Origin of the sequence: Calidithermus roseus, assembly GCF_003574095.1 — a bacterium.
Classification (GTDB): Bacteria; Deinococcota; Deinococci; order Deinococcales; family Thermaceae; genus Calidithermus; species Calidithermus roseus.
This window is the reverse complement of sequence record NZ_QWLA01000020.1, coordinates 25602-47745: the sequence shown is the minus strand read 5'-3', so window position 1 is coordinate 47745 and position 22144 is coordinate 25602. Positions and strand designations below refer to the sequence as shown.

General features: G+C 66.2%; 23 protein-coding genes and 1 riboswitch. Of the genes, 18 read left to right on the top strand and 5 right to left on the bottom strand.

The window, feature by feature from the left end; all coding sequences use genetic code 11:
• Positions 1 to 59: 59 nt before the first annotated feature.
• Both Mrose_RS06885 and purH read right to left on the bottom strand, forming a co-directional pair.
• The gene (locus tag Mrose_RS06885; RefSeq protein WP_119276783.1) at positions 60 to 554 is read right to left on the bottom strand and encodes a hypothetical protein; all 495 of its coding nucleotides are present in this window, start codon (positions 552 to 554) and stop codon (positions 60 to 62) included.
• Between the two features lie 57 nt (positions 555 to 611).
• The gene (gene purH, locus Mrose_RS06880) at positions 612 to 2114 is read right to left on the bottom strand and encodes a bifunctional phosphoribosylaminoimidazolecarboxamide formyltransferase/IMP cyclohydrolase (RefSeq protein WP_119276781.1); all 1503 of its coding nucleotides are present in this window, start codon (positions 2112 to 2114) and stop codon (positions 612 to 614) included.
• Positions 2115 to 2318: 204 nt separating this feature from the next.
• Here purH and Mrose_RS06875 point away from each other — a divergent pair, with 204 nt between their 5' ends.
• From Mrose_RS06875 to Mrose_RS06790, 18 genes are all read left to right on the top strand, one after another.
• Complete coding sequence (locus Mrose_RS06875) at positions 2319 to 3344, top strand: 3-oxoacyl-ACP synthase (protein WP_119276779.1); 1026 nt, start codon at positions 2319 to 2321, stop codon at positions 3342 to 3344.
• On the top strand, positions 3344 to 4828 hold the full coding sequence (locus Mrose_RS06870) for a class I adenylate-forming enzyme family protein (protein ID WP_119276777.1): 1485 nt from the start codon (positions 3344 to 3346) through the stop codon (positions 4826 to 4828). Before Mrose_RS06875 ends, Mrose_RS06870 begins: the two co-directional genes overlap by 1 nt.
• Positions 4821 to 5660 (top strand): alpha/beta fold hydrolase, encoded by an 840-nt coding sequence (locus Mrose_RS06865; RefSeq protein WP_119276775.1) that lies wholly within the window; start codon positions 4821 to 4823, stop codon positions 5658 to 5660. The genes Mrose_RS06870 and Mrose_RS06865 overlap by 8 nt, the downstream gene beginning before the upstream one ends.
• Positions 5657 to 6061, top strand: a complete 405-nt coding sequence (locus tag Mrose_RS06860) for a MaoC family dehydratase (protein ID WP_119276773.1) — start codon at positions 5657 to 5659, stop codon at positions 6059 to 6061. Before Mrose_RS06865 ends, Mrose_RS06860 begins: the two co-directional genes overlap by 4 nt.
• Positions 6062 to 6114: 53 nt before the next feature.
• Entirely contained in the window at positions 6115 to 7278 is a 1164-nt protein-coding gene (locus Mrose_RS06855) for an ABC transporter substrate-binding protein (RefSeq protein WP_119276771.1), read from the top strand.
• 53 nt (positions 7279 to 7331) lie between these two features.
• On the top strand, positions 7332 to 8189 hold the full coding sequence (locus Mrose_RS06850) for a branched-chain amino acid ABC transporter permease (RefSeq protein WP_119276769.1): 858 nt from the start codon (positions 7332 to 7334) through the stop codon (positions 8187 to 8189).
• Positions 8186 to 9097, top strand: a complete 912-nt coding sequence (locus Mrose_RS06845) for a branched-chain amino acid ABC transporter permease (protein WP_119276767.1) — start codon at positions 8186 to 8188, stop codon at positions 9095 to 9097. The genes Mrose_RS06850 and Mrose_RS06845 overlap by 4 nt, the downstream gene beginning before the upstream one ends.
• Entirely contained in the window at positions 9090 to 9806 is a 717-nt protein-coding gene (locus tag Mrose_RS06840) for an ABC transporter ATP-binding protein (RefSeq protein ID WP_119276766.1), read from the top strand. The genes Mrose_RS06845 and Mrose_RS06840 overlap by 8 nt, the downstream gene beginning before the upstream one ends.
• A gap of 22 nt (positions 9807 to 9828) precedes the next feature.
• Positions 9829 to 10533 (top strand): ABC transporter ATP-binding protein, encoded by a 705-nt coding sequence (locus Mrose_RS06835; protein ID WP_119276764.1) that lies wholly within the window; start codon positions 9829 to 9831, stop codon positions 10531 to 10533.
• A gap of 74 nt (positions 10534 to 10607) precedes the next feature.
• Positions 10608 to 11366, top strand: a complete 759-nt coding sequence (locus Mrose_RS06830) for a 3-hydroxybutyrate dehydrogenase (protein ID WP_119276762.1) — start codon at positions 10608 to 10610, stop codon at positions 11364 to 11366.
• 445 nt (positions 11367 to 11811) lie between these two features.
• Complete coding sequence (locus Mrose_RS06825; RefSeq protein ID WP_119276761.1) at positions 11812 to 12000, top strand: hypothetical protein; 189 nt, start codon at positions 11812 to 11814, stop codon at positions 11998 to 12000.
• Between the two features lie 251 nt (positions 12001 to 12251).
• The gene (locus tag Mrose_RS06820) at positions 12252 to 12716 is read left to right on the top strand and encodes an SRPBCC family protein (protein ID WP_119276759.1); all 465 of its coding nucleotides are present in this window, start codon (positions 12252 to 12254) and stop codon (positions 12714 to 12716) included.
• 103 nt (positions 12717 to 12819) lie between these two features.
• Positions 12820 to 13236, top strand: coding sequence for a cobalamin B12-binding domain-containing protein (locus tag Mrose_RS06815; RefSeq protein WP_119276757.1), 417 nt, complete (start codon positions 12820 to 12822; stop codon positions 13234 to 13236).
• Positions 13237 to 14367 carry a peroxidase-related enzyme gene (locus Mrose_RS19375; RefSeq protein WP_245969643.1) on the top strand — a complete coding sequence of 377 codons (1131 nt, stop codon included), beginning with the start codon at positions 13237 to 13239 and terminating at the stop codon, positions 14365 to 14367. It begins immediately after the preceding gene.
• A 7-nt stretch (positions 14368 to 14374) separates the two neighbouring features.
• Positions 14375 to 14560: a hypothetical protein gene (locus tag Mrose_RS06805; protein ID WP_119276755.1), complete on the top strand. Its 186-nt coding sequence runs from the start codon at positions 14375 to 14377 to the stop codon at positions 14558 to 14560.
• A 70-nt stretch (positions 14561 to 14630) separates the two neighbouring features.
• A complete protein-coding gene (locus Mrose_RS06800; protein ID WP_119276753.1) occupies positions 14631 to 16178 on the top strand; it encodes an Rqc2 family fibronectin-binding protein in 1548 nt (515 codons plus the stop codon).
• A 17-nt stretch (positions 16179 to 16195) separates the two neighbouring features.
• The gene (gene mqnP / locus Mrose_RS06795; protein WP_182482708.1) at positions 16196 to 17044 is read left to right on the top strand and encodes a menaquinone biosynthesis prenyltransferase MqnP; all 849 of its coding nucleotides are present in this window, start codon (positions 16196 to 16198) and stop codon (positions 17042 to 17044) included.
• 85 nt (positions 17045 to 17129) lie between these two features.
• A complete protein-coding gene (locus tag Mrose_RS06790) occupies positions 17130 to 18392 on the top strand; it encodes an MFS transporter (protein WP_119276749.1) in 1263 nt (420 codons plus the stop codon).
• A 115-nt stretch (positions 18393 to 18507) separates the two neighbouring features.
• On the opposite strand, the gene metX is transcribed toward Mrose_RS06790, so the two are convergent.
• The 3 genes from metX to Mrose_RS06775 all read right to left on the bottom strand — a co-directional run bounded on the left by metX (position 18508) and on the right by Mrose_RS06775 (position 22144).
• Positions 18508 to 19698 carry a homoserine O-acetyltransferase MetX gene (gene metX / locus Mrose_RS06785; RefSeq protein ID WP_245969635.1) on the bottom strand — a complete coding sequence of 397 codons (1191 nt, stop codon included), beginning with the start codon at positions 19696 to 19698 and terminating at the stop codon, positions 18508 to 18510.
• A 25-nt stretch (positions 19699 to 19723) separates the two neighbouring features.
• A complete protein-coding gene (locus Mrose_RS06780) occupies positions 19724 to 21016 on the bottom strand; it encodes an O-acetylhomoserine aminocarboxypropyltransferase/cysteine synthase family protein (RefSeq protein WP_119276747.1) in 1293 nt (430 codons plus the stop codon).
• Positions 21017 to 21143: 127 nt separating this feature from the next.
• Positions 21144 to 21283: riboswitch (SAM riboswitch) on the bottom strand.
• A 144-nt stretch (positions 21284 to 21427) separates the two neighbouring features.
• Complete coding sequence (locus tag Mrose_RS06775) at positions 21428 to 22144, bottom strand: aminotransferase class IV (protein WP_119276746.1); 717 nt, start codon at positions 22142 to 22144, stop codon at positions 21428 to 21430.

Sequence of the window (22144 nt, the reverse complement as noted above, 5' to 3'; positions counted from 1 at the left end):
GGGCGTGGAGCCCGATTGGGTGGTCGAGAAGGACCCGCTGGCGGCGGCCATGGAATACCTCAAGCGCCTGCGCTGATTGCCAATGGCCGAAGGCTGCCGTAGGCTCTGTTCGGCATGGTCGCGGTCGGGGTAGAAGTTTGGGTGGAGGGAGGGTTGGTAAGCCTCCGCTCCGACAGCGGTTTTTCAGAAGGGTTTAGCTTCAGGCCGACGTGGTCGGGCATGTCCTTTGCTTCCCCCGTGCAGCGGAGGATGGTGAGGGGTTGCCCGCTGCGGGGGTCGTGGCGGATGCCCTGGACGCTGAAGCGGATGCTGGGACCGGCGGGATCGTAGCTGGCCGGGCCTTCGCCGTACCAGCCTCGAGTGCCGAAGATGGGCTGGCAGAAAACCCACAGGCGAGCTGTGCCGGCTGGGTGGTCGTATTCGAGGAAATAACGGGCGTTATAGCCGCTGAGGTAGCCTCCCCAGTGCCCCTGCCAGCGTGGTTTACGGCTAAAGTCATAGCCTGAAAGCCGGGGGACTGGCTGGCTCCAGTCGAAGGAGCTCTCAGTTGACATGCAACCATTCTAAGCTCAACTGGAGCCATTCTGCTTAACGTTAAAGGCGAAGCCTGCTCAGTGCTTGAAGTGCCTCGAGCCCGTGAACACCATCGCCACGCCCAGCTCGTCGGCGGCGGCGATGACCTCGAGGTCGCGCTTGGCCCCGCCGGGCTGGACGATGGCCTTGATCCCAGCGGCGGCGGCGGCGCGCACCACGTCGTCGAAGGGGAAGAAGGCCTCGGAGGCGAGCACCGCGCCCTTAGCCCGCTCCCCGGCGTTGAGGATAGCGCGCTCGGCGGCCCAGATGCGGCTCACCGCGCCGGTGCCAATACCCACCGTCACGCCGTCCTTGGCAAGCACCACGTTGTTGGAGCGGGCGTGCTTGCCCACCTTCCAGGCGAACTCGAGGTCGCGCCACTCCTGCGCGGTGGGCTCGCGCACCGTCACCACGCGGGGCTCGAGGCCGCCCCAGACCTGAACATCGCGGTCCTGCACCAGGAAGCCGCCCAGGATCGGGCGGTATTCCAGCGGGCCGAAGCGGCTGGGCCCGGCCACCAGCACCCGCAGGTCGGGCTTCTTGGCCTTGAACCACTCCAGGGCTTCAGGGCTCACCTCGGGGGCGATGAGGACCTCGAGGAAGGTGCCACGGGTGGCCTGGGCAGTCTCGAGGTCCACGGGCCGGTTGAGGGCCACCACCCCGCCGAAGACCGAGAGGGTGTCGGCGTCGCGGGCGCGTTCCCAGGCCGTTCTGGCGTCGGCGGCCACCGCCACCCCACAGGGGTTGGCGTGCTTGATGCACACGCATGCGGGCTCGTCGAACTCGCTCACCAGCGCCCAGGCCGCGTCGGCGTCGGCGTAATTGTTGAAGCCCATGGGCTTTCCGGCCAACACCTCGGCGTCGAGCACCGGGCCGGTCTCGCCCTGTAGGCGGTAGAGTGCCGCTTCCTGGTGGGGGTTCTCCCCGTAGCGCAGCTCGCTGACGCGCTCGAGCGCGAGTGTGAGGCTGGGCCTAAACTTCTCCTGACCCAGAAATTCGGCGATGGCTGCATCGTAAGCGGCGGTGTGGGCGAAGGCCTTGTAGGCGAGTTCCTGACGCAGACCACTGTTTACCCCGTTGCGCAGGGCCTCGAGCACGCGTGGGTAATCGGCGGGGTCACACACCGGCAACACGGCGGCGTGGTTCTTGGCTGCCGCCCGCAGCATGGCCGGCCCCCCGATGTCGATGTTCTCGATGCACTCCTCGAAACTCGCCCCCTTGCGCACGGTCTGACGGAAGGGGTATAGGTTGACACACAGCAGGTCGATGCGGGTGATTCCGTGCTGCTCGAGCTGGGCCTGGTGCTCGGCGCTGCGCGTCGCCAGAAGCCCAGCGTGGATATTGGGGTGCAGGGTCTTGACCCGCCCATCGAGAATCTCGGGAAAGCCGGTGACGTCGGAGACGTAGACAACCTTCAACCCCGCGTCCTGAAGGGCCTTGTGCGTCCCACCCGTGGAGACCAGCTCGAAGCCCAAAGCCGCCAGCTCGCGGGCGAACTCCACCAGCCCCACCTTGTTGGAAACCGAAAGCAGCGCACGCATACCGGAGGCATCATATGCCATCGGGGTCGTACGTCCTACGTCGTACGCTCCAGGCAAAGCGCCAAACGCATGACACCGTAGGGCCAACCAGCCAGTCGCCCCTACGGCGTTTTGTGTTCAGCTATCGGCGTCCTGCACCCGTGTAACAACTCTGTAACACCCCCCCGGTAGACTCGGGCTCAATCGAACTCGAGGGGTTTTGTGATGCCTTACCTACGGGGCCTTGGAGTCTACTTGCCTGCACCGCGCATGACCAGCGGCGCCATCGCTGCGGCGAGCGGTTTGCCGGAGTGGGTGGTGCGGGAGAAGCTGGGCATCCATCAGAAGCCGGTTCCCGGCCCCGGCGACCACCCCGCCCGCATGGCCGGGTGGGCTGCGGCACGAGCGCTGGAGGAAGCCGGGCTCGAGGCCAGCGCCGTCGACGTGGTCATCAGCATCACCGACGAGCACAAGGATTACCCGGTCTGGACCAGCGCCCCCCTCATCGCGCAAATGGTCGGGGCCGAGCGGGCCTGGGCCTTCGACATCAACCAGAAGTGCGCCACCTTCATCACCGCCCTGGCAGTCGCCGAGGGACTGTTCGCCGCTCGAGCCGAGGTGCAGCACGTGCTGATCGCAGGAGGCTACCGCAACGGCGACCTGATCGACTACACCGACCCCGATGTGCGCTTCATGTACGACCTGGCCGCCGGGGGCGGGGCCGCCGTGCTGAGCCGGGAGGGACCGGGCATCCGGCTGCGCTCCACCCGGCTCAAGACCGATGCGGTGCTGGCCCAGACAGTGCGGGTTCCGGTAGGTGGAACCGCCGAGCCGCTGAGCCCCGAAAACGTCGGGCAGTACAGGCTGCGGGTGGCCGAACCCGAGCTGATGAAATCGCGGCTAGAGGCCGTTTCCATCTCGGGCTTTCTCGAGGTCATCGGCGGGGCCCTGCAGGACGCGGGCTACACCCCCGCCGACCTCGACTACCTGGCGCTGCTGCACATGAAGCCCTCGGCCCACCGAGCGGTGCTCGAGAGGCTGGGCCTGAGCGAGTCGCAGAGCATCTACCTCTGCGACTACGGTCATCTGGGCCAGCTCGACCCCATCCTCTCGCTCAAGCTGGCCCGCGAAGCCGGAAGCATCGGCCCCGGCAGCCTCATCGCGCTGGCGGCGGCGGGCGTGGGCTACCACTGGGGCGCGGCAGTGCTGCGCTGGGAAGAGCGGGTAAATGGCTCTTTGGAGGAGACCTGATGGAACTCAACGCCAACTGGCTCGAGCGCCTGGCGGCCTACCACCCTGAGCGCCCGGCGGTCTACTGGCGGGGAAGCTGGATTGGCTATGGTGAGCTGTACGCCCGGGTTCGGCGGGCGGCAGGGTCGCTGGCCGGGCTGGGTGTGGGCCAGGGGGAGCGGGTAGCGGTGCTCAGCCCCAACCACCTGGGCTACCTCGAGCTCTACTTTGCCGCTGCGCTCTTGGGCTTCGTGCCCACCTTCCTCAACCACCGGCTGAGCCTGGCCGAGTTGCAGGGGCTGATGGAGTACACCCAGCCCAGGGCGCTGTTCTTCGGGCCGGGACAGGAGGAAGCGGCCCGGCGGTTAGACCCTGGGGCGAGGCCGCTCGAGGAATTGCAGGCCCTGCCCGCTGCCGGGTTTACCCCCTTCACAGCGGGGCTGGAGGATACCGCGCTCATCCTGTTCACCGGCGGCACCACCGGGCTGCCCAAGGGGGCCATGCTGCCCTACCGCCAGTTGCTGGTCAACGCCGCCCAGACCGCCATGACCTGGGGCCTGAGCCCGCAGGACCGCTATATCGTCGCCACGCCGATGTTTCACGCTGCCCTCAACGCGCTGTGCACACCCCTTCTGTACCTAGGGGGCAGCGTGATGATTCAGGAGAGGTTCGACCCCGCCGAGTACTTGGCCTGGGTCGGCCAGCAGCGGCCCAGCCTGCTGTTCCTAGTACCCACCATGTACCAGATGCTCGCCAGTCACCCCGACTTCGCCCACACCGACTTCTCCAGCGTGCGCTGGGCCATCTCGGGCGGAGCGCCCTGCCCGGCCCCCGTGCGAGAAGCCTACGCCGCCAAGGGTATTCGCTTCCGACAGGGCTACGGCCTGACCGAGTGTGGGGTCAACTGCTTCACCCTCGAGCCCGGTGAAGCCGAGCAGTTTCCCGAGTCGGTGGGCCGACCCATGCCCCACCTGTGGGCGCGGCTGGTGGATGCCGAGGGCCAGGAGGTGCAGGGGGCGGGGACCGGGGAACTGTGGCTGAGCGGGCCCACCGTGATGAGCGGGTATTTCGCGCGCCCGGAGGACAGCGCGAAGGTTCTGCTCGAGCAGCAAGGGCGAATCTGGCTGCGCACCGGCGACCTGGCCCAGCGCGACGAGGCCGGACGTTACTTCATCGTCGGGCGCAGCAAGGAGATGTTCATCTCGGGCGGGGAAAACGTCTACCCCATCGAGGTCGAGCGGGCTCTATACGACCATCCCCTGGTGCAGGAGTGCGCCGTAATTGGTGTTCCCGATGCCCAGTGGGGCGAGGTCGGGCTGGCCTGCGTGGTGCTCAAGGGTGGCGGGGCGCTGACGGAAGACGAGCTGCGCAGCTTTCTCAGGAGCCGCCTGGCTGCTTACAAGGTGCCCAAGCACTTCGTCTTCCTCGACGAACTTCCCAAGAGTGCCCCCGGCAAGATCCTCAAGGGCGAGCTGGCCGAGCGCTACGGGAGGACCCATGCCTGAGATCGCGGTCAACGGCACCAAACTCTATTACCAGCTCGAGGGCAGCGGCCCCGTCCTCGTGCTCGCCAACGGCATCTTCCAGCGGGTCGAGGCCTGGGATCCCCTGATGCCGCACCTACGCGGACGATCCCCTTCGGAACGGGACGAAGCCTGTGCACCAGGGGGCTTCACGGTCTTGCGCTACGACATGCGCGGCCAGGGGCGCAGCGCCGTGCCGGAGGGGGCCTATACGCCCGAACTCCACGCCCAGGACCTCGAGGCCCTGCTCGAGGCGCTCGGCCTCGAGCGCTATCATCTGCTGGGGCTCTCCAACGGCGGTGTGGTCGCTCAGGTCTTCGCATCCCAGCGGCCCAGAGGGCTGCAAAGCCTGATCCTGCTATGCACCACGCCCCGCCTGGACCCCCTGATCCGGGCCAAGGTCGAAAGCTGGCGGCTGGCGTTGGAGTGGGGCGGCACCATGGGGCGGCTGCGGGTGGCGCTGCCGTGGATCTGGGGCCGGGCCTATCTCGAGGCCCACCCTGAGGTGAACAGCCCCTCCTCCCTCGAGCAGATGTTCGCCGCGGCGCCCACCGAAGCAGCCCAGCACAACCTGATCACAGGCTTCCTGACCCTGGGCGACCTGCGGCCCCGCCTAGCGGGCGTCAACGTCCCGACCCTGGTGGTCTCGGGCGAGGAGGACCTGCTCTTCCCGCCGCGCTACGGCCAGGAGATCGCCCAGGCCATCCCTGGCGCGCGGCACCACATCCTGAGCGCCGTGGGGCACGTGGCGGCGCTCGAGGACACCTCGAGCCTGGCCCGGCTCATCCGCAGCTTTCTGGAGGTGAAGGCGTGAAGTTCAAGGTAGGCGACTCCGGCAGCTATACCCAGACCATCACCGAGGCCAGCATCGCCATGTTCGTCGGCGCGGTGGGCGACACCAACCCGCTGCACGTGGACGCCGAGTACGCCCGGAAAAGCCGCTTCGGTGAGCGCATCGCCCAGGGCATCCTGGTGGCCGGGCTGATCTCGACCTGCATCGGCACCAAGTTGCCGGGCGTGGGCGCAGTCTACCTGGGCCAGAGCCTGAAGTTCCTGCGCCCTACCCACATCGGCGACACCATCACCGCCACCGTCACCGTCACGGCTATTCGCGAGGACAAACCCATCCTCACCCTGCAAACCCTCTGCACCAACCAGCACGGCGAGCGGGTGATCGAAGGCGAGGCCACGGTGCTCTACGAGGAGCCCGCGTGAAGCACACCAGCGCGAACCAACAGCGCAGGCGCTGAAGTTCGAGGAGGCAAACCATGAAGAAACTATGGGTTTTAGCAAGCACAGCCGTTGCGGTCATGGGCCTGAGCCTGGCCCAGACCAGCGTGAAGGTGGGGGTTATCCTGCCGCTTTCGACCGTGGGCGGAAAGGCCGCCCTCAACGGCATCCAGCTCGCCGCCGACGAAGCCACCGCAGCGGGCAAGGTCAGGTTCGAGATCGTCAGCGTGGACGACGGCAATGCCGCCGACAAGGCGGTCCCCGCCCTGACCAAGCTGCTCACCGTAGACAAGGTGGACATCGTCATCGGCGGGTTGGGCTCGGGCCCCACCCTGGCCATGGCCGGCCCGGTCAAGCAGTACAAGCCGCTGTTTTTGGCCATCGGCGCCGCCAGCTCGCTGGTAGAGAACGCCTTCACCGGCTACGACGACTTCTTCCACTTCCATCCCTGGGACTATCACAACGTCGCCGCGGCCATGGACTTCTTCAAGTACCTCTACGGCCAGGGAGCCCGCAAGATCGCCATCCTCTACGAAGACGGCCCCTTCGGCTCAGCGGGGATGCCCACCTACCGCAAGCTCCTGCAGGACGCGGGCTATGAGGTACAGGCCGAGCCCTTCAAAACCAATAGCGGCAACTTCACTGCCATCCTGACGCGCTTCAAGTCCTTCCAACCCGACATCCTCTACTGGATCGGCTACGACTGGGATGCCCTTCCCATCGCCACCCAGGCCCGTCAGGTGGGTCTCAAGCCCAAGCTGATCTACGGCGCACCCCCGGCCTGGCCCATTGGCTTCGATAAGAACCCCAACAGCAACGACGTCGTGGGCATGAGTGCCTGGCTGCCTTCGGTCTCCAACCAGGAGTCGCGCAACTTCGTCGCTGCTTACAAGAAGAAATACGGCGAGGTCACCGAGGAGTACATGGCTCCCATGGGCTACACCATCGTCAAGGCCCTCACGGCAGCCATCACTGCGGCGGGCAGTGCTGAGAAGGACAAGGTGGCCGAGGCTCTGGCCAAAGTCAAGCTCAACACCCCCTTCGGCCCGCTGGCTTTCAAGCCCTCCGACACCGGAAAGACCAAATACCAGGGCTTCGACTCGAGCATCTGGTTCCAGTTCCAGTACCTCGGTGGCGCGCGTCGTCAGGTCTACCCCGTTCAGGGAGCTGCCCGCCCGATCCGCTACCCTGGTAGCTACTGACCCGCGTTGGGGCGGTTGGTGAACCGCCCCAACCTCGTACCCCCTATAGCTCTGTGGAAACCATCCTGCAAACCCTCATCAACGGACTGCTGGCGGCTGGGGTATACGCCCTGGTCGCCAGCGGGCTGGCCCTGGCAGTAGGCGTGGTCGGCATCGTGAACTTCGCTCACGGCGAGTTCCTGATGCTCGGTGCCTTCGTCTCCTACTTCCTGTTCGCCGCCCAGGGCCTCGACCCCCTGATCGCGCTAGGGGTGGCAGCCATCGCGGTCTTCGTGGCCGGAGCCATCAGCTACTACGGGCTCATCCGGCCCGTGCTGGCCGCGCCCGAACTCAACCAGATGCTCCTGACCTTCGGCCTCTCCATCGCCTTGCAAAACCTGGCGCTGCTGCTCTTCGGGGCCGATACCCGCGTGGTCAGCCCGCCCTACCAGGGCAGCACCATCAGCCTGCTGGGGCTCTCCTTCGGAGTAGTGCCCTTCGCTTCCTTCGTGCTTTCGGTGGCGCTGCTCGGCGGGCTGTACTGGTTCCTGGGGCGCACCCGGCTGGGTTTCGCCGTGCGGGCGGTGGCACAGAACCGGCTCGCTCCGGGGCTGTTGGGGATCGAGACCCAGCGGATCTACCTGATCGCTTTCGGGCTCTCGGCAGCGCTGGCCGGGATCGCGGGGGTCATGCTCTCGGTGATGCTCTACGCCTCGCCCACCATCGGCTTCGCCTACACCCTCAAAGCCTTCGCCATCATCGTGATGGCGGGGTTGGGCAACTTGCGGGGAGTGATCCCAGCCGCCATCGTGCTGGCCATGGCCGAGGCCTTCGTGAGCACCTACGTGCCGGGTGGAGGGGGTTGGGTTGAGGCAGTCTTCTTCTTGGTGATCTTCGTCAGCCTGACCTACCGAAGCTGGAGGTTTCGATGATCCTCGCGGGCGTCTTATTGCTCCTGGCCCTGATCCTGCCCGCGCTGCCTTTGGGAAGCTGGCAAGCCTTCGCGCTGGACACCGCTCAGTTCGCTTTCCTACTCAGCGGGTTGGCGCTGTCGTGGGACCTGCTGGCCCGGACTGGGCAACTCTCGCTGGCCCACGGGGCTTTCTTCGGCCTGGGGGCCTATACTGCTGCCCTGACCGCTCCGCTGATAGGCACCTTGCCGAGCCTGCTGGCCGGGGCCGCCGTCGCCGCCGTGGGCAGTTTCCTGCTGGGCCTGGCGACGCTGCGCCTGCACGGGATGTACTTCGCCATCGCCACCCTTGCTTTCAGCGAGGTGATGCGAACCTTCGTGCTCAAGGCAGGCTTCACCGGAGGTTCCATCGGCATGATCGTTGCCCCACCCTTCGACGGGCGCTTCCCCCTGGGCGGGTACTACCTGGCAGTCACGGTGCTGGGCCTGTGCGTGCTGGTGAGCTATCTCGTCAGCCGCAGCCGCTTCAGCTACGCCATGGCCGCCATCCGGCAGGGGGAGCCGGTGGCGCGTGTGCTGGGCGTCCCGGTGGTTCGGGTAAAGCTGCTGGCTTTCCTGCTCTCGAGCGCCCTCGCCGGTCTGGCTGGGGGTGTATACGGCATGAAGACGCTCTTCCTCTCGCCTTACGACGCCTTCAGCCTGGGTCGGGCAGTGGAAGCGCTGGTGATCCCTATCTTCGGCGGGCTCTACACCACGACGGGGCCGCTGGTGGGGGGGCTGTTGCTGGTGAGCCTGGAGACCTGGCTGCGGCTGCGCATCGGGGAGGGATATCTGGTGGTCTACGGGGTGCTGCTGATCCTGGCCATCCTCTTCCTGCCGCGTGGCCTCGTGGGGTGGCTCTCCAGGCGCAGAGGAGGAGGGCATGCTTAGGCTGCGTGGGCTGACCAAGCGCTTCGGTGGGCTGGTGGCAGTGAACGAGGTCAGCCTCGAGGTGCGCGAAGGCGAAATCTTCGCGGTGATCGGCCCCAACGGGGCGGGCAAGAGCACGCTGCTCAACCTGATCTGCGGGCTGCTCCGGCCCGACGCGGGGAGCCTCGAGTTCCAGGGCCGGGACCTGACCCAGGCCCCTCCCGAGGTGCGGGCCTGGCACGGCCTGGGGCGAGCATTCCAGATCGTGCAACCCTTCCCCGAGATGAGCGTGCGGGAGAACCTGCTGGTAGGAGCGCTTTTCGGCAAGCCCAGAACCCCCATGAGCAAGGCGAAGAAGGTCGTGGAGGAGGTGCTCGAGCTCACTGGCTTAGCCCCTAAAGCCGAGACGCCTGCCCACGAGCTGACGCTGCTGGAGGACAAGCGGCTGGAGCTGGCCCGGGCGCTTTGCACCCAGCCCAGGCTGCTGCTGCTGGACGAAGTGATGGCCGGCCTGCGGCCCGCCGAGGCCATGGAGGCGGTCGAACTGATCAGGAAGATCCGCGCCAGCGGGGTGACGGTGCTGTTCATCGAACACCTGATGCCGGTAGTACGGGCCCTGGCCGACCGGGTGGTGGTCATGGACTACGGGCAGGTCATCGCCCAGGGCGTCTACGACGAAGTGGCCGCCAACCCCAGGGTGCGCGAGGCTTATTTGGGGAGGAGCGCGTGAAGGCTGAACGTCGGAGGACGCCATGAAGCTCACCGTCAGTGACCTCACCGCCGGCTACGCCAAGGCCCAGGTGCTCTTCGGGATGAGCCTCGAGCTGGGTCAGGGGGAGCTGGTGGCCGTGCTGGGAGCCAACGGCGCGGGCAAGACCACCACCTTGCGGGCCATTTCCGGCCTGATCCGGCCCTGGAGCGGGGAAATCCGGCTGAATGGGCAAAGCCTAATGGGGCTCCCCGCCGCCCGCCGGGCCGGGATGGGCCTGGGGCACGTGCCGGAGGGGCGGCAACTTTTCCCCCTGATGAGTGTGGAGGAAAACCTGCTGCTGGGTGCGGCTTTTTTGGCCTGGGACAAGCGGCAGAGCAGCCTCGAGTTCACCTATGCCCTCTTCCCCCGCCTGGCCGAGCGCCGCGGCCAGTTGGCGGGCACCCTCTCCGGCGGGGAGCAGCAGATGCTGGCGATTGGCCGGGCCCTGATGGGCCAGCCCCGCATCCTGATGGTGGACGAGCCCTCCCTGGGCCTCTCGCCCAAGCTGGCCGAGGAGGTGCTCGCCACCCTGGCCCGCATCAAGGCCGAGGGCATGGGGGTGCTGCTGGTCGAGCAGAACGTGGCCCTGTCGCTCGAGGTCGCCGACAGGGCCTACGTGGTCGAGCACGGCAAGGTGGTGCTGGCGGGCCCGGCCCGTACCCTGGTCCAGGACGAGCGGGTGCAGAAGGCCTACCTGGCGCTCTAAGTTTTGGCCCGCAGCTTGTGGCCCTCGAGGCTTGACGTATGACGTACGACGTACGACCGCTTTAGGATACTGTCATGCAACTCTCCGGCAAAACTGCACTGATTACCGGCGCGGGCAGTGGCATTGGCCGCGCCATCGCCATCGCCTTTGCTCGCGAGGGAGCTAAGGTTATCCTCAACGACATCTCCCCTGCGGCAGAGCATCTCGCCCACGACCTGGGAGGGATCTTCCTCAAGGCCGACCTCTCCGACCCCGAAGCCGTGGTAGGACTGGCCCGGCGGGCCCTCGAGCACGGCCCCATAGACATCCTGGTCAACAACGCCGGGCTCCAGCGCATCCACCCGGTAGACGAGTTTCCCGAGGAGACCTGGAACATGATGATCCAGGTGCTGCTCACCGCTCCCTTCCAACTCATCAAGTACACCCTGCCGGGCATGAAGCAAAAGCGCTGGGGGCGCATCATCAACATCTCGAGCCTGCACGGGCTGGTGGCAAGCCCCTACAAGGCAGCCTACATCTCGGCCAAGCACGGCATGCTGGGCCTGACCAAGACGGTTGCGCTCGAGGTAGCCGAGTACGGCATCACCTGCAACGCCATCTGCCCTGCTTACGTGCGTACCGGCATCGTGGAGAGCCAGATTGCCGACCAAAGCCGCACGCTGGGCATTCCCGAGTCCGAGGTCATCGAAAAGGTCATGCTGGCCCCCGCCGCCATCAAGCGGCTGATCGAGCCCGAGGAGGTCGCGGAGTTCGCCCTCTACCTGGCCTCCGACAAAGCCAGCGCCATCACCGGCTCGGCCCAGCTCATGGACCTGGGCTGGACCGCGCGCTGACCTGGCTCCGGGGCTCAGCATACTTTCCCAGCAAAACCCGCATACACACGACGCTCGGGGAAAGCAAAAGCCCTCCCCGAGAGCTTTTTGCTGCCCACCGGGCGGCTTGGCCGCTCATAAATATCTGGTCCGAGTTCAAGCAGGGCTGCGAGACTTGTATACAATATCCACGCCGTTATACATTAGAACCCTGAGGAGGTGACTGAATGGTGCACATCCAAACCCTTCAAAGCTACCCAGACCCCCTGGGCACTGTTCTGCTCGCCGCCTCTGACTGCTAACCCCAGCACAACCAGCACAGAGGCACCGGCCCGGAAGCAAGGCTAGAAGACCGGCTCTGTTCGTTTTTAAGCCCTTGAGCGGCGATCCCGTTTGAAGGGCGGCGCGCGTGGCCCATCCTGCCAGCCGCCCGCAGAGCCCCCGACCCAACCCTGGGAGGGCAAGCATGTCTTTCGAGTTCCACACCGCATTCGCCATCAGCCAGCAGAAGTTCGAGGCCTACCGCCGCGAAGCCGAGATCGCCCGCAGCATCCGCGCCGCCAGGGCTCACGTCGGCTTCCGCAGCCACATCGCCCGCGTCTTCCGTCAAATGGCCGACCGCATCGAACCCAAAGCCCCGGCCCCAGTCCGATAACTAGGCTCGAGTTCAGCCTGAGCCCCCCTCGAGGGGGGCTTTTTTGTGGCTCGTGACGAAACTAGCCTCTTGCGTTGGGCTATGAGCGATCAGCCACCGACCACAAACGAGAACTTTGCAACGAAGTCTACAATTCTAGGGACATTTGTCCTATACTGTGGACAGACTTCTTCAAGCGTTTCCAGCCATTCCGTCCGGCGCATCCGGCATGTCCGCATCGGTTAGAGGTGCAGGTTCTAAGGAGGTAGCGGATGAGGCTGCAGGAAGACCTAGAGATCTTCGTTCGGGCTCCGATCCAGCTTGTCTGGGACACGCTCAACGACTTCGAGAGCTGGCCCCGCTGGTCTACGTACATCAAGGAGGTCCGCAAGGAGCCGACGGGTTACCGTTTCGTCGCCCGCGGGATGCCGCCGGTCGATCTGGTCTGGGTGGCCCAGGGGATCAAGCGCGAAGAGCCTCATTACCTCGAGTTCGCCAGCGTTCCCGGAGCCCAACACGACCTCAACGTCAGTGGCTGGGTCAGGCTGGAGGAGACCCCCAAAGGCACCCAGGTAGACCTGCACTTCGATGGCATGGTCGATTTCTCCTCTCCCCTGCTCGAGCGGGTGGCCGATGTCTACGCCACACTCTTCGGCGAGCCCCACAAGCTGCTCAAGGTCACCCTGGAGGAGTTCAAGCGCGAGGCCGAGCGAAAAGCCCAACTGGCCGCGGCCTGAGCCAATCTGGAGGCATAGCCCCCCTTGGTGGGGGCTATGTTGTTTGGTTTCCAAGAAAGCGCGCTTTTCGCCTATATAGGCGGATATGGCGTAAGATAGGGCCATGGACCGCAGAATTCGGGTTCTAGTAGCAAAACCAGGCCTGGATGGACACGACAGAGGCGCCAAGGTGGTCGCTCGAGCGCTGAGGGATTCGGGGATGGAAGTAATCTACACCGGCTTGCGGCAAACCCCGGAGATGATCGTATCTGCCGCGTTGCAAGAGGACGTAGACGCCATCGGCCTGTCCGTCCTCTCGGGGGCTCATATGCACTATTTCCGGGAAGTCAAGCGGCTCCTGAGCGAGCAGCAGGCCGACGACATCCTGCTGTTCGGCGGAGGGATCATTCCCGATGAGGACGTTCCCAAGCTCAAAGCTCTCGGCGTCGCAGCGGTGTTTGGACCCGGCACCAGCACCCAGGACATCGTCGCGTTCTTGCAACAATCGGCCCCCAAGCGCTGGGCGGCCCAAGGAGGGTAAGTGGCTTCAAATGCTGTAATCGACCAAGTTCTGGCGCTTTCGCAAGAGGGCAAGACCCCCACCGAAATTGCTCGAGAGACGGGGATGCCTTTTCGCCAGGTGCGCAGCTTGCTAAGCAAAGCCGGACAAATTGTCTCCTCCGAGGCTCAGGCCGAAGCTCCCGACGCCTCCACCTCCCCCTCCAAACGCGCGCCCCAGGAGTTGCCCGAGGCGCTGCTGGCGGAGATCGAAAGCCGCTACCAGCAAGGTGAAACTGCCATCAACATCGCGACCTCGCTAGAACTCAACTATCAGCGGGTATTGAGGGCCCTGCGGGAGAAAGGCCTTCTGCGCCAGGAGCGGCGGGGGCGGCGCGGCAAGGGAAGCGAGCAGCCCACGGCTGCCGAGCCATCCCAAGCGCTCACTGCGGAGGTGCTGCAACTGGCCCAGCAGGGTATGAGTCCGGTGCAGATCGCCCGCTCGACAGGGCTGAAGATCCGCCAGATCAACACCATCCTCCAGCGCAGCGCCCGCGTGCCCGTGGCCCCAGCCCCTTCGCGACCCCAGCGCGTCCCCAGGCACGGCGCTACCTCATGGCTCAGGGTGCCGCAGCCTGAGGAACTGCCGGAGCAGGTGCAAACCCTTTTCGGCAAATTCGTCGAGAAAACCGGGTTCGTCCCCAACGTCATACACAATTTCGCGCTGCTGCCGGAGCACCTGCTGCGCTGGTTTGGCTACTACGATTACCTCATGCGCTCAGAGGGCCATCTCTCCCGGCGCGAACGTGAGATGATCGCAGTAGTGGTCTCGAGCCACAACCAGTGCGAGTACTGTCTGGCCTCGCACTCGGCCTACCTGCGTGACCTCACCGGCGATCCGGTCCTCCCCGACGTGCTCATTGCCAACTACCGCCGCGCGGAGATCTCCCCGCGCGAGCGCGCCCTCCTAGACTTCGCCCTCAAGATCACCACCGACTCCCCGCGCATGGAAGAAACCGACCTCGAGCCGCTGCGAAGCGTGGGGCTCAGCGACGAGGCCATCTTCGAAGCCGCTCAGGTCGCGGCCATGTTCAACTTCACCAACCGCCTGGCCAACGCCCTGGGCTGGAAACCCAACGCCGAATACTACGCCATGCACCGCGCCTACGAGTAAAGCCCCCATGGAGGGACTGGGACGCTTCTTAAAATGGACGGCTGCCGCCGTAGCCGCCGGGCTCGTGCTGCAGGGACTCAAGCTCTACCTCGAAAGCCAGGGCCAGGTGGTGGACTTCGAGCTGGGCATGCTGGGCTTCGTAGTGGTCTATGCCCTGGCCCTGATCAGTTTGCTCAGCACCAAGCCCAAGTAGAATAAACCTCGTCTCAGGGCAGGCACCCATGTCTGCCCTGTTTTCTGGGTCTGGCAAGCTCTCGAGATCTATGGAAGGTTTGTTGATCAACGCGGTCCTGCGCGAGTTTGCCGGACGCTTGCCGGCGCGGAGTCTGGGCTGGGCTTTCCCGGACGAGGGCACGGCGGCCTTGTTGGTCGAGGGGCTGGGCAATCTGGTGCTGCGCTACCGCCCACCCCACCCCTTGCTGACCCTCGAGCCCAGCACCCTCGAGGGTGAAGCCAGAACCGCCTTCCAGCGCTCGCTGGCGGCCAGGGCCCGAGGACGCCTGCTCAAAGCGGAGCAGCTCAAGCTCGACCGGGTGGTCTTTTTCGAGTTCGAGGGCGAGAGCGGCTTCGTGGACACCCCGCCAACCCGCCTGGTCTTCGAGCTCACCGGGCGCAACGCCAACCTGCTGCTCACCACCCTCGAGGGCCGCATCCTCACCCTCGACCGCGAGGTGAGGCGGGAGATCAACCGCTTCCGCGAACTTCGGCCTGGGCTGGCCTACACCCCTCCCCCGCCCTATGAAAAGCTCGACCCGCGCACCGCGGGGCCCGCCGACCTCGAGCCGCTGCTCGGCCTGAGCCTGAGCCAGGCGGCCTCCAAGCATCTCGACGGCCTGGGCAAGGAACTTAGCCTGGAGCTGGCCCGCCGCGCGGGCCTCACCCCGCAGACGGTGCTGACCTCCGAGCACCTCGAGCCCCTCTACCGCGCCCTCAAAAGCCTGGTCGAGCGCCCAGGTGAGCGGACTTCCCTCACCGCCGAGCTTCGGGCCGAGTGGGAGCGGCAGGAAGCCGAATCTCTGCGCCGCCCCCTGCGGGAAGCGCTGCAAAAGCGCATCCACACGCTGCAAGCTCGGCTGGACGACTACCGCAAGGCCCTGGCACGGCTGGAGGAAGTGCCCTCCCTGCGGGAGAAGGGGGATGTTTTGCTGGCCTACTTGCACCGGGTTCCCAGCGGAGCCTCGTCGGTTACGCTGGAGGACTTCAGTGGCAGGCCCCTCGAGATCCCCCTCGACCCCGCCCTCACCCCGGCCCAAAACGCCGAGCGCTACTACAGCCGCGCCCGCCGCCTGGAGGCGTTGGCCGAGCGGGCCATGGAGCTCCAGCCGCGCACCCAGGCCCAGCTCGAGGCCTTGCAGCGGGAAATCAGCGAGTTGGAGAAAGCCACCTTATCCCAATTGCTCAAGAGGCTCGAAGGCAAGGAGGAATCTGAAGAAGGGCACATCGGCCTGCGACTGCGCTCTCCAGGCGGCTTCGCGGTGTGGGTGGGCCGCAACGCCAAGGAAAACGACTTCCTCACCCGCAGCGCCCACTCCATGGATTTGTGGTTTCACGCCCAGGGGATCCCTGGCTCTCACGTGATCCTGCGCACCCAGGGTCAGCCTGCCCCCCTTCCCGACCTGCTCTTCGCTGCCCAGCTCGCTGCTTATCACTCCAAGGCCCGCGGCGAACGCAACGTCGCGGTAGACTACACAGCCAAGAAGAACGTCTGGCGCCCGCGCAAGGCCGCGCCCGGACAGGTGCTCTACACGGGGGCCAAGACCCTCTTCGTGGATGCCGAGGCCCTTTCGGCGCTCTCCGAGGGCGTAGACTGAGGGCAATTGTGGCTATGATCGCACGGCTTCGCACCTACCTCGAGCTCGTCCGCTTCGAGCACACCCTCTTCGCCCTGCCCTTCGCCTACGGCGGCATGCTGCTGGCCGGACGCGGCTGGCCGGGCCTGGAAACCTTCTTCTGGATCACCCTGGCGATGGTGGGGGCCCGCACCGCGGCCATGGCCCTTAACCGGCTCATTGACCGGGCCATCGACGCGCGCAACCCCCGCACGGCCAAGCGGCACCTGCCCCAGGGCGTGGTCAGTCCGGGCGAGGTGCTGGCGCTCTCGCTGGTCAGCCTGTTGCTGCTGGGTATCGCTGCGCTCAAGCTCAACAGCCTCACGGCGGCTCTGCTCCCGGTGGCGGTGTTCTTCCTGGTGAGTTACAGCTACACCAAGCGCTTCACCTGGCTGTGCCACTACTGGCTGGGCCTCACCATCGGCGCGGCGGCGGCGGGAGGCTGGATCGCCGTGACGGGAGCTTTCGAAGCGGCCACTTTCGCCCTGTGGGCTGCCGTGGGCCTGTGGATCGCGGGCTTCGACATCCTGTACGCCACTCAGGACTTCCATTTCGACCGACACAACCGCATCCACAGCGTCCCGGCCCGCTTTGGCCTCGCCCTGGCGCTCCAGATCGCGCGCGTGACCCATTTCCTGGCCTGGCTGGGGTTCGGACTCACCGGCCTGCTGTATGGGGCGGGGACGGTCTATTTCCTGGGCGTGCTGGGTGTGGGAGTGGTGCTGTGGTACGAGCACCGCTTGGTCGAGCCCAACGATCTTTCCAAAGTAGACGCCGCTTTCTTCCAGGCCAACGTGGTGGTGAGCCTGGGCATGTTCACCTTCGTCGCTTTGGAAACTCTTCTATAACGGCAAGCGAACCAGCCCAAGCTAGCGTGCCCGCCGTAGCTATCGGCTATCGGCCAAGGGAAGTCTGATACGTTATCCTTCCCTCATGGCCCTCGAGCCCGCCCAGCCCGCTACCTCCTCCGGCATCCCGCCCCTCATCCGGCGCAACACCTTGCTGCTGGCCATCACTCAGGCCGTGGTAGGGGCCGGGATGCAGCTCATTCCCGCGCTCGGGGCCATCAGCGTGGTGCAGCTGATGGGAAGCAGCACCTGGTCGGGACTGGCTACCGCGCTGGCCGGTCTGGCCCGCATGCTCATCGCCTACCCGGTAGGCCGGGTGAGCGACTCGAGGGGCCGCAAGACCGGACTCTACATTGGCCTGCTGCTGGCCCTTTTGGGCTCGCTGATGACGGGAGTGGGAATGGGGCTGGGTTCCTTCTGGCTCTTCACGGCGGGGGTGCTGGTCTTCGGGGCGGGCGTGGGGGCCACCCAGCAGCTTCGGGTGGCCGCCGCCGACATGTACCCTCCGCAGCGCCGCAGCGAGGGGATCAGTTTTGTGCTGATGGGATCGCTGCTGGGGGCGCTGCTCTCCCCGCTGATCGTGGCTCTGGCCGAGCGGCTGGCGGTAGAGGTGGGGCAGTCTCCCCTGGCGGTAGCCTGGCTCATCGTGCCGCTGTGCGTAGCCCCGGCCTTCGGGCTCACCGCCCTGGTCCGACCCGACCCCAAGCAAATCGCGCTGCGGCTGAGGGACTACTATCCCCAGCTTTCCTCTCAGAGCCTGAGCCAGGTGCCCTCAAGGGCTAACTCGAGCTTCCCCCGCAAGGTAGCCATCTGGGCCGGGATCGCCGCGCAGGGGCAGATGGTCATGCTGATGGCGATGACCTCGCTGGCGCTGCACCAGCAAGGCTGTAGCTTCAACCTGATCTCCCTCTCGGTGACCCTGCACGTGCTGGGCATGTTCGCCTTCTCCTGGCCGGTGGGCCGCCTGGCCGACCGCATCGGGCGCAAGCCGGTGATGCTGGGGGGCCTGCTGCTCTCGGCGCTCGGCGCGCTGCTGGTGGGCTTCACCCACGAATACCTCACCATCACCCTGGGCACCTTCCTGGTGGGCCTGGGCTGGTGTGGCACCTACAACGGCGCCACCACCGTCGTCGCCGACACCACCGCCCCAGGCGAGCGCGGCCGGGCCATCGGCGTGCTGGACGTATGGTCCAACGGCGCCGGCGCCGTCCTCCCCATCCTCGCGGGCTTCCTGGTGGAGGGCGTGGGCATCTGGGCCATCGGCGTCGCAGGCGTGCTGCTGCTGATCTACCCCGCGGTGATGGTCTCGAGGCTCGCCGAGGTCAGCCCAGGGCGGTACGAGGGCTGAGGTGCCGGGAATTTGGTAGGGACGACCCGCGGGTCGTCCCTACAGCGTCTTGCATTTAGCGTTTAGCATTTAGCGTCTTGCGTACGACGTACGACCCGCGTTCGGCGTTCGGCTATCAGCTACCGACCATCGACAGAAACCCCGTGAGGATCTCCTCGACCTGATCGGTTTCGATCAGGAAGGCGTCGTGCCCGTGCGGGCTCTGGATCTCGCGGTATTCGCCGCCCGAGAGCAGCGCGCCAAGGCGCACCTCGGCAGCGGTGTAGAGCACGTCGGTGTCGATGCCCACCCACAGGCTGGGGATGCTCCGCAGGCGGTTCAGGGCAGCCTCGAGGCTCCCCCGGCCCCGCGTGACGTCGTGGGTGTCCATGGCCTTCGATAGCACTAAGTAGGCGTTGGCGTCGAAGCGCCGAATGAACTTCTCGCCCTGGTAGAGCACGTAGCTCTCCCCCTTGACCGGGCTCTCGTTCCAGCGCAGGTTGAAGGATTGTGGCGAGCGGAAGGAGAGCATGGCAATGGCTCGAGCAAGCTGCAGGCCCAGGGGCTGCTCGCTGTAGTAGCCGCCGCGGTAGGCCGGGTCGCTGAGCACGGCTTCGCGGGAGAGGCGGTTGAAGGCGCGAGCCCAGGGGCCGTGCGTAGTGGGCGCAGCCAGCACCACGAGTTGCCGCACGCGCTCGGGATAGAGCAGGGCGAACTCGAGCGCCACCATCCCGCCCAGGCTGCCGCCTAGCACCGTGACCTGCTCGATGCCCAGGTGATCGAGCAACCGGGCCTGGGCGCGGGCCATGTCGCGCACGGTGATGGCGGGGAATTCCGGGCCATAGGGCTCGCCGGTGAGGGGGTTGCGCGAGAGCGGCCCGGTAGAACCGTAGCACGAGCCGATGTGGTTGGCGCAGATCACGAAGCTATGGCGGGTGTCGAGCACCCGGCCCGGCCCCACCAGCGCGTCCCACCAGCCGTCGGCGCCGAAAGCCTGCTCGAGGGGGCTCAGCAGCTTGAGGGTGGGCTCGTCGTAGGTTCCGGCTAAGTGGGCCGAGCCCGTCCAGGCGTGGAACACCAGCACCGCGTTGCTCTTGGCCCCGTTGAGGTGGCCGTAGGTCTCGTAGCGCAGATGAAGCTCGGGCAAAAGACCGCCCAGCTCCAGGCCGAAAACCTCACCCGGCGCGCTCAGGCGCACGGTCTGGGGCTGGGGCGGCGTAACCCGCCCCCTCGAGCGCGGAGGCTTGTAGAGCAGGGCCTCGTGCTCGCCCCAGGTCTCCTGGATCAGGCTGCCTCCGGGATCAAGCGCCACGCTGGTCGTGCTCACGGCCTTCGCCTCCCTTCTGCCCTGCTCAAACGCCCACCGGGGCCCGCAAAGCCTGCTTGAGGTCGGCCTTGAGGTCCTCGGCGGCCTCGAGACCCACGCTCAGGCGCACCAGCTCGGGGCTGACCCCGGCCAGCGCCTGCTCCTGGGCGCTGAGCTGGGAGTGGGTCGTGGAGGCGGGGTGAATGGCCAGGGTGCGCGAGTCGCCCACGTTGGCCAGGTGCGAGATGAGTTCGAGGCGGTTGATGAAGCCCTTGGCGGCCTCATAGCCCCCCTTGAGCCCGAAGGTGAGCACCGCGCCCGGCTTGCCGCGGAAGTACTTCTGGGCCTTGGCGTAGCTGGGATGGTCCTCCAGGCCGGGGTAGTTGACCCAGGCCACTTCCTCCTGCTCGCGCAGCCAGTGGGCGAGCAGGAGGGTGTTGTGCACGTGGCGCTCGGCCCGCAGCGAGAGGGTCTCCAGACCCAGCAGCAGCACCCAGGCCTCGAAGGGGCCCAGCGCCTGGCCCTGGTCGCGCAGGCCGTCCACGCGGGCCTTGAGGATGAAGGCCAGGTTGCCGAAGGCTTTGGTCAGCTCGAGGCCGTGGTAGCCGGGCTGGGGCTGGGTCAGGAGCGGGTAGCGCCCGTTGTCCCAGTTGAAGTTGCCCCCGTCCACGATCAGCCCGGCGATGGCTGCCCCATGCCCGCCGATCCACTTGGTGCCCGAGTGCACCACCACGTTGGCCCCCCACTCGATAGGGCGGAACAGGTAGCCCCCCTGCCCGAAGGTGTTGTCCACGATCAGGGCCACACCCTGCTCCCGCGCGGCCTGGGCGATGGCCTCGAAGTCGGGGATGTTGAGCGCGGGGTTGCCGATGGATTCGATGAACCAGGCCCTCGTGTTCTCGTCGGTGGCGGCGATGAAGTCCTCGGGGCTCTCGGCGCGGCTGGTGAAGCGGGTCTCGATGCCCAAGCGCGGCAGCGTGACCTTGAGCTGGTTCCAGGTGCCGCCATAGAGGTTGGGCGTAGCTACGATGTTGTCCCCGGCCTGGGCCAGGTTGGTGAAGGTGAGGAACTGCGCCGCATGGCCCGAGCTCGTCGCCAGGCCCGCCACCCCGCCCTCGAGCGCGGCGATACGCTTCTCGAGCACGTCGGTGGTGGGGTTCATGATGCGGGTGTAGATGTTGCCGAACTCCTGCAGCCCGAAGAGCCGCGCGGCGTGATCAGCATCGTTGAACTGGTAGGAGGTGGTAGCGTAGATGGGCACCTGGCGGGCGCCCGTGCTGGGGTCGGGGCTGTAACCGGCGTGAAGTTGCAAGGTCTCGAAGGCGAGCTTCTTGGACATAAAAAAACCTCCAACCGCAGGATTTGGGGCGGGACTTCTGGCTGGAGGTTTCAAAAGCGAAACCCCCATTCCGATGACGGTTCTCTACCGGAAGGGGGCTCACTGTGCCTAGCGAACGCGCACCCTTCTCTCATCTGCCTCCGGGCGTTTCCCCCGCCTGGAGTCGGAATTGGCACCCTTGCAGCCTTAGTTCGGTGATGGGACGAACGCTTCTGCGGGTTGCCGCGGCATCTTCGGGCCGAATCCCTCCGCCGCTCTGGATAAGAGAACGTGTTATGTCTCGGTTGTCGCCGCGCCCCGGCGCGGTTAGATGCGAGTGTAGGCGAGAGGGGGCAGAGATGTCAAGGGAAAGGCCGGGCGCGGGTCGTACGCCGAACGCAAGACGCATGTCCTACGTCGTACGCCTCGACCCTAGGGCCGGAAATGGGCGATGAGGGCCTCGAGCAGCGGGTCCGCCGGCTTGCCCACCGGCAGCAGGCCGACACCGGTTCCAGCCAGCAGGAGCTGGCCCTCGAGTTCCTCCGGCCTGAGGTAAGCCTGAAACACCGGAAGCCCCATCTGGGTTGCGTGTTCCACTACTTTCTGACGGGTGATGCCCTCCACCCCGCCTGGCAACACCCACAGCTCGCCGTCGCGCCATAGCAGCGGGCTGGTGCGGCTGCCGTCCACCACGTGCCCCTGTTCGCTGAGCAACAAGCCCTCGAAGCAACCCGCCCGCTCGGCTTCGCGCCGGGCCAGGCGATAGGGCAGGTAGTTGCCGGTCTTGTAACGGCCAAGGTCAGGGTGAACCCGCAAAGTGGTGTAGTGGACCTGGACTCCACGGGCGTAGTCGGGCTCGGGGGGTGGCACGAAAGGGCGGGCGCTCGAGGCGTAAGCCTCGGGGGCCACCACCAGCCGCAACAGCACGTCGGTGCGCTGCTGGCAGTGATGTTCGACCTCGCGCTCGAGCGCCTTAAAACCGGGGAAGGCGATGCCTAAGGCCTGGGCGTGGAGGCGCAGGCGCTCGAGGTGCTCCGGCAGCCACAGCGGTTCGCCACCTTCTAGGCGAAGCGTGGTAAACACGAAGAAACCGTGCCAGAAGGCTTCGGGCAGCCCTGAGTCGAAGGGTTCGCCGTTGATGCGGGTCAC

Bases quoted from the DNA above. Each gene is read 5' to 3' on its own strand.
- Mrose_RS06845 (WP_119276767.1), top strand. From the start codon at position 8,186: ATGATCCTCGCGGGCGTCTTATTGCTCCTGGCCCTGATCCTGCCCGCG.
- Mrose_RS06805 (WP_119276755.1), top strand. From the start codon at position 14,375: ATGGAGGGACTGGGACGCTTCTTAAAATGGACGGCTGCCGCCGTAGCC.
- Mrose_RS06815 (WP_119276757.1), top strand. From the start codon at position 12,820: ATGGACCGCAGAATTCGGGTTCTAGTAGCAAAACCAGGCCTGGATGGA.
- Mrose_RS06835 (WP_119276764.1), top strand. From the start codon at position 9,829: ATGAAGCTCACCGTCAGTGACCTCACCGCCGGCTACGCCAAGGCCCAG.
- Mrose_RS06875 (WP_119276779.1), top strand. From the start codon at position 2,319: ATGCCTTACCTACGGGGCCTTGGAGTCTACTTGCCTGCACCGCGCATG.
- Mrose_RS06830 (WP_119276762.1), top strand. From the start codon at position 10,608: ATGCAACTCTCCGGCAAAACTGCACTGATTACCGGCGCGGGCAGTGGC.
- Mrose_RS06870 (WP_119276777.1), top strand. From the start codon at position 3,344: ATGGAACTCAACGCCAACTGGCTCGAGCGCCTGGCGGCCTACCACCCT.
- Mrose_RS06885 (WP_119276783.1), bottom strand. From the start codon at position 554: ATGTCAACTGAGAGCTCCTTCGACTGGAGCCAGCCAGTCCCCCGGCTT.
- Mrose_RS06840 (WP_119276766.1), top strand. From the start codon at position 9,090: ATGCTTAGGCTGCGTGGGCTGACCAAGCGCTTCGGTGGGCTGGTGGCA.
- Mrose_RS06820 (WP_119276759.1), top strand. From the start codon at position 12,252: ATGAGGCTGCAGGAAGACCTAGAGATCTTCGTTCGGGCTCCGATCCAG.
- purH (WP_119276781.1), bottom strand. From the start codon at position 2,114: ATGCGTGCGCTGCTTTCGGTTTCCAACAAGGTGGGGCTGGTGGAGTTC.
- Mrose_RS06865 (WP_119276775.1), top strand. From the start codon at position 4,821: ATGCCTGAGATCGCGGTCAACGGCACCAAACTCTATTACCAGCTCGAG.
- Mrose_RS06780 (WP_119276747.1), bottom strand. From the start codon at position 21,016: ATGTCCAAGAAGCTCGCCTTCGAGACCTTGCAACTTCACGCCGGTTAC.
- Mrose_RS06790 (WP_119276749.1), top strand. From the start codon at position 17,130: ATGGCCCTCGAGCCCGCCCAGCCCGCTACCTCCTCCGGCATCCCGCCC.
- Mrose_RS06855 (WP_119276771.1), top strand. From the start codon at position 6,115: ATGAAGAAACTATGGGTTTTAGCAAGCACAGCCGTTGCGGTCATGGGC.
- Mrose_RS06800 (WP_119276753.1), top strand. From the start codon at position 14,631: ATGGAAGGTTTGTTGATCAACGCGGTCCTGCGCGAGTTTGCCGGACGC.
- Mrose_RS06825 (WP_119276761.1), top strand. From the start codon at position 11,812: ATGTCTTTCGAGTTCCACACCGCATTCGCCATCAGCCAGCAGAAGTTC.